9 protein-coding genes are annotated in these 9,239 nt (G+C 43.4%); all 9 read left to right on the top strand.

Annotated elements, in window-relative coordinates; translation table 11 throughout:
• Positions 1–1,218: TonB-dependent receptor (locus tag Q0C19_RS08730; RefSeq protein ID WP_295055159.1), on the top strand; the 1,218-nt coding region annotated here is incomplete at its 5' end.
• A gap of 1 nt (position 1,219) precedes the next feature.
• Complete coding sequence (locus Q0C19_RS08735) at positions 1,220–2,239, top strand: iron ABC transporter permease (RefSeq protein ID WP_295055161.1); 1,020 nt, start codon at positions 1,220–1,222, stop codon at positions 2,237–2,239.
• Entirely contained in the window at positions 2,230–3,021 is a 792-nt protein-coding gene (locus Q0C19_RS08740; RefSeq protein WP_295055163.1) for an ABC transporter ATP-binding protein, read from the top strand. The genes Q0C19_RS08735 and Q0C19_RS08740 overlap by 10 nt, the downstream gene beginning before the upstream one ends.
• Entirely contained in the window at positions 3,018–3,995 is a 978-nt protein-coding gene (locus Q0C19_RS08745) for an ABC transporter substrate-binding protein (protein ID WP_295055165.1), read from the top strand. Before Q0C19_RS08740 ends, Q0C19_RS08745 begins: the two co-directional genes overlap by 4 nt.
• Positions 3,996–4,062: 67 nt before the next feature.
• Entirely contained in the window at positions 4,063–6,342 is a 2,280-nt protein-coding gene (locus Q0C19_RS08750) for a TonB-dependent receptor (protein ID WP_295055166.1), read from the top strand.
• A 14-nt stretch (positions 6,343–6,356) separates the two neighbouring features.
• Complete coding sequence (locus Q0C19_RS08755) at positions 6,357–7,379, top strand: ABC transporter substrate-binding protein (protein WP_295055168.1); 1,023 nt, start codon at positions 6,357–6,359, stop codon at positions 7,377–7,379.
• Positions 7,376–8,368: an LLM class flavin-dependent oxidoreductase gene (locus Q0C19_RS08760; RefSeq protein WP_295055169.1), complete on the top strand. Its 993-nt coding sequence runs from the start codon at positions 7,376–7,378 to the stop codon at positions 8,366–8,368. Before Q0C19_RS08755 ends, Q0C19_RS08760 begins: the two co-directional genes overlap by 4 nt.
• A 3-nt stretch (positions 8,369–8,371) precedes the next feature.
• Positions 8,372–8,665, top strand: a complete 294-nt coding sequence (locus Q0C19_RS08765; protein ID WP_295055170.1) for a hypothetical protein — start codon at positions 8,372–8,374, stop codon at positions 8,663–8,665.
• On the top strand, positions 8,662–9,239 hold a 578-nt coding region (locus Q0C19_RS08770), incomplete at its 3' end, for a class I SAM-dependent methyltransferase (RefSeq protein ID WP_295055172.1). The genes Q0C19_RS08765 and Q0C19_RS08770, both read left to right, overlap by 4 nt.

A 9,239-nucleotide genomic window follows, 5' to 3' on the forward strand; every position in this document is an offset into this window, starting at 1 on the left:
GACCACGACCTCTACGGAGCGACTGCGGCATACGATCATACCTTCTCCGAAGCGCTGAAAACCAAAATCGGGTACTGGTACCACAAACAGCTCCCTCCCGGACCTCCGAGCGATCAGGAAAAATACACGGTCAATGCGAGCGGTAATCTAGTATTTAACGGCTATGCCTTACTTGCAGAGAACGATTACCATATCTTGCAAGCACCGTTTGCACAGCTCAGCGGAGAGATCGATCGTTTTAAATACGTTGCCGGGTTACAATACCAATCGTTTAAAATCGGTTCTCTCAAAAGCCACACCGCCAATTCCAGTGCCGCAACCAGTTCAGACTATGATACCGCCATCGCGACAACCGCGCTCGATCCGTGGGCGAGCGTCGAAGCCAAAACATTTCACACCTATATCCCCTCCCTCTATTTGGGATATACCCTCTCACCCCAGACGTCGCTCTATATCGATTATTCCCGTACGTATGGGTTTGATGTCAATCTCTTCCCGACCTATGTCTCCAACCGCACCAATTTCGTTTCCAAAAACGTTACCCTCCAACAGCTGTGGGACAAGCTCGATCTTGAGCTCTCCGATAATATCGATGTAGGGGTTAAAACCACGGTAGGTGGAATCACGCTCAATCCGAGTCTATTTGTCTCATTCGTCCAAAACAAACAGGCTAATATCTACGATCCTACCTATGCCGTCAACTATCCCGCCAATATCGGGGATGCATTCGGATACGGTGCAGAGTTTTCCGCGTATGGTCCGATCAATGAACAGCTCGAATTCTTATTAGGACTTTCGTATAACCGTTACAACTTCACCCAAAACTTCCAAAGTAGCGCGACTACTACGGTCGATACTGATGGTAAACAGCTCCCCGATGCACCCAAATACATGGCAAAAGCCGCCCTCTCGTACCATCTAGGGGATTGGACGCTTACTCCGAGTGCTCGCTATACTTCAAGCCGTTGGGGTGACGTAGCCAATACTCAAAAAGTCGACGCGTTTACCATCGTCGATTTCGATATGGCGTACCGTATGGGTCAGTTTATGGGTTCACGTAACGCCCTCTTCCGCCTCACCGCGACCAATCTGACCAATGAGAAATACATCGCGACGATCAATGCCGCCGATAATGCACTAGCCGCATCGACGACGGCTTCAACCTATCAAACCGGAGCTCCATTAGGAGTATACGGCAGTCTAAATCTAAAGTTCTAAAATGATAAGCCTCAAAAGTTTCACCATCGTGGGGGGAGCATTAGCTCTCCTTCTCCTCATCACCATCATATCGCTCCTATGGGGGCAATATCCGATTGATTTTCATACCTTTATGGGGTATATGGAGTTCAAACTTTTCGGAGGTGCGGGAAACGATACCTATACCCTCCTCGATAATATCATCCTCCAAATCCGTCTGCCGCGTGTATTGCTCGCCATCCTCATCGGTGCATCACTCGCGGTCTCAGGTGCGGCGTTTCAGGCGATGTTCGTCAATCCTCTCGTCTCTCCTGGGATATTGGGGGTATTGGCGGGAGCAGCGTTTGGTGCGGCACTGGGGATGCTTATATCTGAGCAATGGTACGTGGTTCAGGTATTGGCATTTGTGTTCGGGTTTGTCGCCGTCGGCGTTGCGGTTGCGATCGGAGGAATGGTGAGCAACTCCCGATCTACGATCATGCTGGTACTCGGCGGTGTCATCAGCAGTTCGCTCTTCACCGCTCTACTCTCGGTCATCAAATACGTTGCCGACCCTTACAGGACCCTCCCCGCCATCGTCTACTGGCTGATGGGAAGCCTCACGATGGCAGATCTACACAGTGTCCTCCTCGTCAGTATCCCGATCCTTTTGAGTATAGCGGGAATGATTGCCCTCTCCAAATATTTCGATCTCCTCAGCCTCGGAGATGAAGAAGCAAAAGCGCTGGGGGTGAATGTTCCCATGGTGCGCTTCGCGGCGATTATCCTCGCGACGCTGGCGAGTTCCCTCTCCGTCGTTATGGCGGGGATGATCGGCTGGGTCGGGCTTATCATCCCGCACATCATCCGTATGGCATTCGGTCCCTCGCATCGTCTCCTGATCCCGCTCTCAGCCGTTGTGGGGGCGATCTTTTTGCTCTTAGCCGACACGATCTCGCGTTTGGCACTGAGCGTCGAGATCCCGATTGGGATTCTCACGTCGCTCATCGGGATCCCCGTCTTTATCATCGTACTTAAAAATGCGAGGGCAGCATGGAACTAAATCCCATTATTACGGTCAATGACCTCCATTTTGCCTACCCTAAGCGTTCTGTCTTAGAGGGCATCGATTTTACACTCAATCGCGGTGAAGTGGTGAGCCTATTGGGGCCTAACGGATGCGGGAAAAGTACTCTCATTCGTCTCATCCTCAAACTCATACACGCGAAGCAAGGGGAGATATGGTTGGAGAACAAAACGATCCATCGTTATTCCCACCGCGAGATCGCCAAACATATCGCCTATATCCCTCAGTACCACAACGTCCCGTTCAACTATAGCGTACTGGAAATGGTGATGATGGGTCGAGTGAGCAAAAGCGGTTTTTTTGCCGCAGCATCAGCGAATGACCGCGCAACCGCATATGCTTCGCTAGAACGCATCGGTATCGCTGATTTGGCCGATAGGGCATTTGGGCATCTCAGCGGCGGACAAAAACAGATGGTGCTCCTCGCCCGCGCCCTCACCCAAGAGGTCAATACCTTTATCATGGATGAGCCGGTTTCAGGGTTGGATTACGGGAACCAAATCCGTCTGCTGGAACTGATCAATGATTTAGCACGCCAAGGGTACACCTTTCTCAAAACAACCCACTACCCCGATCACGCCCTCATGGTCTCCAGCCGTGTCGTCGTGATGAACGAGGGTCGAATCATCGCCAACGGGCTCCCTGAAGAGGTTATCAACTCCTCAATGATCCGTGAAGTCTACGGTATCGAAGCAGATCTCATCACCCATAACACCAATACGTGGTGTATCCCCACTTTTTCCAAAGGAGCCTTATGAGAGCGTTATCTCTTCTCATTATTCTATTGATATTTACTAATATTATAGAAGCACGTACCCTCACCGATGACTATGGACGGGTAGTAAATGTTCCCGATACAGTGACAAAAATCTACTCCTCATCCCCCTCTCTCACCATTGCCCTCACGGCATTTGACCCCTCCCTAGTCGCAGGGTTGAATTTTCCGTTTAAACCCGACCAAAAGCCCTATGTCGGTGTCGCCGCTTCGCGTCCCGTAGTCGGAGGATATTTCGGTCAAGGAAACACCCCAAATATTGAAGTTTTAGCCTCACTAAAACCCGATGTGATCCTTATGTGGGGAAGTGCTACGGGAGCTGAGAATCAACTCAAACAGTTAACTGCACTCGGGATTCCCGTATTGATGGTACGCGATGATTCGATCAACGATCTTGCAGGAGAGTTCACGCTATTTGGCAAGCTTACCGGAAACACTAAACGTTCCCATGAGCTTATCGCCTATACCAAAGAGACCTTGGGGCTTATCCAATCGCTCCAGAACAAAGTCAACGCCCGCAAAGACGTCCGCTTCTACTTTGCCGAGGGACTGGATGGGATGTCCAGTGAGTGTGAGGGTTCCAGACATATCGAACCCTTCACGTACAGTGGCGGGAAAAATGCTATCAACTGTAAAGTATCCTCAACCTATGGAATGGAGAAAATGTCGATGGAGCAGATCATCCTCGCCGATCCTGACATGATTATCGCTATGGAGCCATCGTTTGTCGAATCTATTGCGACAAACCCGAAATGGAAAATGCTCCGCGCGGTTAAAACGGGACACGTCCTAACCGTACCGAACTCCCCGTTTAACTATATCAGCCGTCCACCATCTCTCGCCAGACTCATGGGGATACGGTGGTTGATACATACCTTTTATCCCGATTTGATCGCCCCGATAGATCAGGAGAAAAAACGGTTTGAAAAGCTATTTTTCCCATACTATAAACCGTAAACGGGAGGGTTGATTTTTTTACACAACGCTATATCAAAAAAGATACAACAAACTTAAGGAGTCACAAATGAATGAAGAAATAAAAAACAACCGTTGCAATAAGTTCAGAATAAGCTGCATAACAGCAAGTTTTCTATTACCGTTTTATAGCCTCATAGCTAATGAAACCAATAGTTCCAAATCTTATACATTAGAAGGGGTAGAAGTAAACTATCAAGTGCAAGATAACTCTATCTACGCAGATGCACCTGAAAATGCAAAAAGTACGAATACTTTGAGCAAAAAATCTCTTGATATGATTGGTGGTCCCGCACAGACAAACTATTACAAAGCAATTGATTTACTTCCAGGAGTCAATGTTCAAACGTCTGATGCTCTTGGAATATCTAATGGGCAAAATATTAAAATTCGCGGAAAAAGCTCTTTTCATGTTGGCAGAACGGTAGAAGATCTCCCACTAACAGGTATTGTAGGGACGAATGGTATCGGTGGTGGTGAACTTTTCGATATGGAAAATGTCAGTGAATTGAATGTCTATAAAGGTGCGATACCCTCCGACAAAGGTTTTTCTCTCTCCACATCGACAGGGGTAGTGAATGCAAACCTCTTATCACCCTCTGATGATTTTGAATTTTCAATCAAACAAAGTCTCGGTAGCGATAATTTTAGACGAACTTTTGGAAGGGTTGATAGTGGAAAGCTCTCAACCGATAGTTCTTTTTATGTTTCCTATTCGAATACGGCAGGGGATAAATGGAAAGGAGAAGGAGGAGCTCCAGATGGAAAACAAAATGTTAATTTCGGATATAAACAAAATTTTGGCAACACTATAAGTACGAATTTATACGCTGCATACAGCAAAATAAAATTGCATAACTATAAATCACTCACCTATGCACAAGCAAGTGATTTAGACACTAATTATGATGTTGATTACAATTCTGAATTAACAAATTCAGCATCAGCAAATGCACAATATTATGACTACAACCGACAAGATTTCCAATCACGCACGGTTATTGCGGACATCAAAGCCAAATTAGCTGATAACGTCATTCTGACCGTTAAACCCCATTATTGGAACGAAGACGGCTATACGTTAACCGGTAGCGGTACGACATTGACAAAATGGGATATTGTGCATGAGCAGTATGGCTTATTGACAAAAATTGATGCCTATCTTTTTGATACTGATATCGCTTTTGGTCACTCCTATATGAATATGGAAGCGCCACCACCACCTGTTTATCAAAAACAATACACTGTAACGAACACAGGTGCCTTGACCAACTACAAATATAAAACATTATCTGAACAATCAAACAATATTTTAAATACCTACTTTGTAACCGCTGCAAAAAGCTTCGATGCTTTTACGCTATCTGGTGGACTAAAATATCTTGTTTGGGATACTGCTAACTTGCAGTATTTTTCAAATACCTCAACGTTATCGGGAGATTTATCCTATGAAGAAGCATTAGCTAATGCGATTGCTGATCCACGACAACATGTATCATCCCAAACATATAAACGCGCGCTCCCAAATCTCTCACTTGATTATAAGATCAATTCTCACATCTCTAGCGCATTACAATACTCAAAAACATATGGACGACCTGACTGGGGACCTCAAGCATCAGCGTATCAAGGTGCAAGTGCAGCCTATAAATCAACCCATACGATGCAAGACATGTTTGATGTTCTTAAGCCTGAAATGGCAGACAATTTTGAATTATCCACTACATATAATAACAATAATATACATTTTAAACCTGTCTTATTCTATTCTGAATATACAGATAAAGAATTAAATATCTATGATACTATAGCTGCTCAAAGCTATAATATCAGTACAGGGAAAGCTCATGCATATGGAGCCGAAGCCGAGTTATCCTATGCGCCATTACCTGAACTTTCACTCTTTTGTTCGCCCTCATACACCGTTTCAAAATATGATAGTGATACGAAGGTGTCAACAACCCAAACCCTTGCGACTAACGGTAAACAGCTCCCTGATATACCAAAATTATTGGTGAAATTAGGTGCAACATACCAAAATCATGACTTCTCCCTAACACCCGTAATCCGTTACTCCGATTCACGATACGGGGATGCCATCAACACAGAAAAAGTCGATTCGTATACCGTTGCTGATTTACATGCAAGCTATTCGCTTAAAAATGTCCTTTCAGCCAAAGAGATCTCTCTCAATGCAAGTTTATTAAATATTTTCAACGAAAAATACATTGGTATTATTAGCAGTAATGATTTATCTTTAAATGGAGCTACTTCGTATAGTGTAGGTGCTCCATTTATGGCTGTTTTTTCTGTTAATGCGAGATTTTAATGTATTCGTTGATATTGAGAATAGCACTTTTAGTGAGTATGCTACACCTAAGTGCTGTAGCCGATCAAAAGGTTGTATATGACACAGATAACAACCCTGTATCGGTTCCAAATAAGCTACAACATATTGTCACTATCGGGGCAGTCCCAGTAATCAGTAGCTTTATTTTTGCACTTGGCAAAGGAGATGCAATTAAAAATGCTCTCCCTATAAAATTTCAAAAACAGACTATGACCCCCAAGCTTTATAGTAAATTAGCCCCCAATGCTTCCAAAACCTCTAGCTATCTTTTAGACGGTAGCGATATGGGTGTAAATGTTGAGTTGCTTTTAAAAGATAATCCACAAATTGTTTTTACGATGGATTCTATCGTAGCAAAAACATTACGAGAAAAAGGGCTAAATGCAGCCTCTTTAGCATGGCGAGAAGAAAAAGATATTAAAAACATAATGCTTTTTTTAGGTGAAGTTATGGGTGTAAAATCCAAAGCCATCGAGTACAATCATTACATTGATACAAAACTTTCCTACGTTCAATCTATCACCGATAAAATCCCAGCGAAAGAGAAGAAAAAAGTCCTCTACTTCGACTATAAAACCATGACCACACCTCATTTAATTGTAGATTGGTGGATAATGAAAGCGGGGGGAATCAGTGCAAGTGATTCTACTCGAAAAATAGAAAAATTCACTTTTTCACCTGAGCAGGTCATCGTAATGAACCCCGATATCATCATTCTAAGTAATCCAAATGATGTAGATGATTTGTATAAAAATAAAAAATTCTCTACATTGAACGCACTCAAAAATCGACAAGTCTATGTATCTCCCCATGGTATGCATCTTTGGGCATATCGTACATCTGAACAACCGCTCATGGTGTTATGGGCAGCCAAAACCTTTTATCCGAAATATTTCAAAAAGTTAAATATTAATGAAGAAACCAAAATGTTTTATAAACATTTTGTGAAGTACACCCTTAATAATCAAGACTTATCCTCTATATTAAAACCAGAACCCACAGGAGCAATACAATGAAATTTGGACTATCCGGTTGCGGTGGTGGAGTTGAACTCGATCGACAATCTAAAATCGTAGAGTTAGCTTCTTACGCAGAAAAGCTTGGATTTGAATCATTATGGTTGAATGAAGAGCACTTTCAAAATGGAAAAAACAATGATGGACGGCTATGCTTATCTCCTATTGTTGCTGCATCAGCCATTGCCGCTACAACAACTAAAATCAGGATTGGATTTTCACTCCTCATTTTACCTCTCTATCACCCTATTCGTTTAGCCGAGGAGTTAGCTACATTGGATTTAATTTCAAATGGTAGGGTTGATTTCGGCATATCCCGAGGGGGAAATCGCCGCTATTCAAACATCTTCGGTACAACGGAGCGATACACAAAAGATGAGTTTGCCGAACAACTAAATCTTGTACTCAATGCATTTGGCGATGAAGAGCTTTGTGTGGGGGGTGAAAATATCTATATCCAACCAAAACCGATACAAAAGCCCCATCCACCAGTATATATCGGAAGTTACACAAAAGAGATCATCGAATGGTCTGCTCACAATAATCACAATGTGATTATGCACGGTATTACCTCTATGCAAAATGTAATGGAAGCTCTCAATATCTACACAAATGCGGGAGGTGATGTGAAAAACGTACCGATTGGTCGTTTTGTCTATGTAAGTCAAAGTGATGAAAGTGCAAAAAAAGAGCTATGGCAAACCATTTTAAAATTAACCGACAGACTCAAAAATGTTGGTTTAACCAAAGGGGGAAGAATTACCGAAGAAGAACTTGAGCCAGAAAATTTTTACAATAAAATGGTCATCGCAGGAAGCCCAGAAACGTGCAGAGAACGTATCAATGAACTTAAAGAACTAACAGGAGGGATGAACTATCTCAATGCCCTTTCTGGGTTTTTTGGATACCTACCAGAAGAAAATCTAAGAAATTCACTAGAGCTATTTTCATCTGAAATTATCCCAAATTTTAAAATAAAGGAGAAATAAAAAATGTTCATTGGTTCTAATACACCGTATTTTGATCTTCTCGGAACTATTTTAGGAACTATGATCATCTTTATTTCGTTAATCATGTTTGAACAACGTGTAATTACAGGTGGAAAAGAGACGACCGTCATTTTATACAGCGATGAAAAGGTGGCTTTCCACAACTTCATCCGAGTGATAAGTATTCTAAAACATTTAGGACACAAACAACTCTACATCGCAACTGATAAACAGTTGCAAGAAATACTCCATCCAACGATTGAGTACAAAAAAACCATAGTAGGAGCAAAACCATGAAAGGTGCCACCAACCCTCAGAGTTTCGACAATATCGTTCGCAACGTATTCGCCCCGATCTATCCCGTAATTGCCGAACAGATCAAAAACCTCACTTTTATTACGCAGGGGCGATGCCTCGATGCAGGATGCGGTACGGGAGCATTGGGGATCGCTCTTGCGAACATTACCGATTTGCATATCAGTTTTTTTGACCAATCCGAAGAGATGCTGAACCTTGCATCTGGGTACGCCGCTTCAAATAATCTCAGTGAACGGAGCACTTTTATCCGTGGTGATATTCATGACATTCCGTTGATTGATGAAGATGTCCACCTCGTTATTAGTCGTGGATCATCCCCTTTTTGGGAAGACTGGCACCAAGCCTATAGTGAAATCCTCCGTATCCTCAAGCCGGGAGGAATGGCGTATATCGGCGGTGGATTCGGTAATGCCGAGCTTCGTGAGCGCATCGTTAAAACTATGAGTGAAAACAACCCCGACTGGCGCAATTCGTTCAAAGATCGAATTAAACCTGAGCGGGAAGCATTACCGAATATTCTCAGTGCACTCAAACCTACTAAGTTTGATATTAT

The sequence above is a fragment of the Sulfuricurvum sp. genome (genome assembly GCF_023250475.1).
Taxonomy (GTDB): Bacteria; Campylobacterota; Campylobacteria; order Campylobacterales; family Sulfurimonadaceae; genus Sulfuricurvum.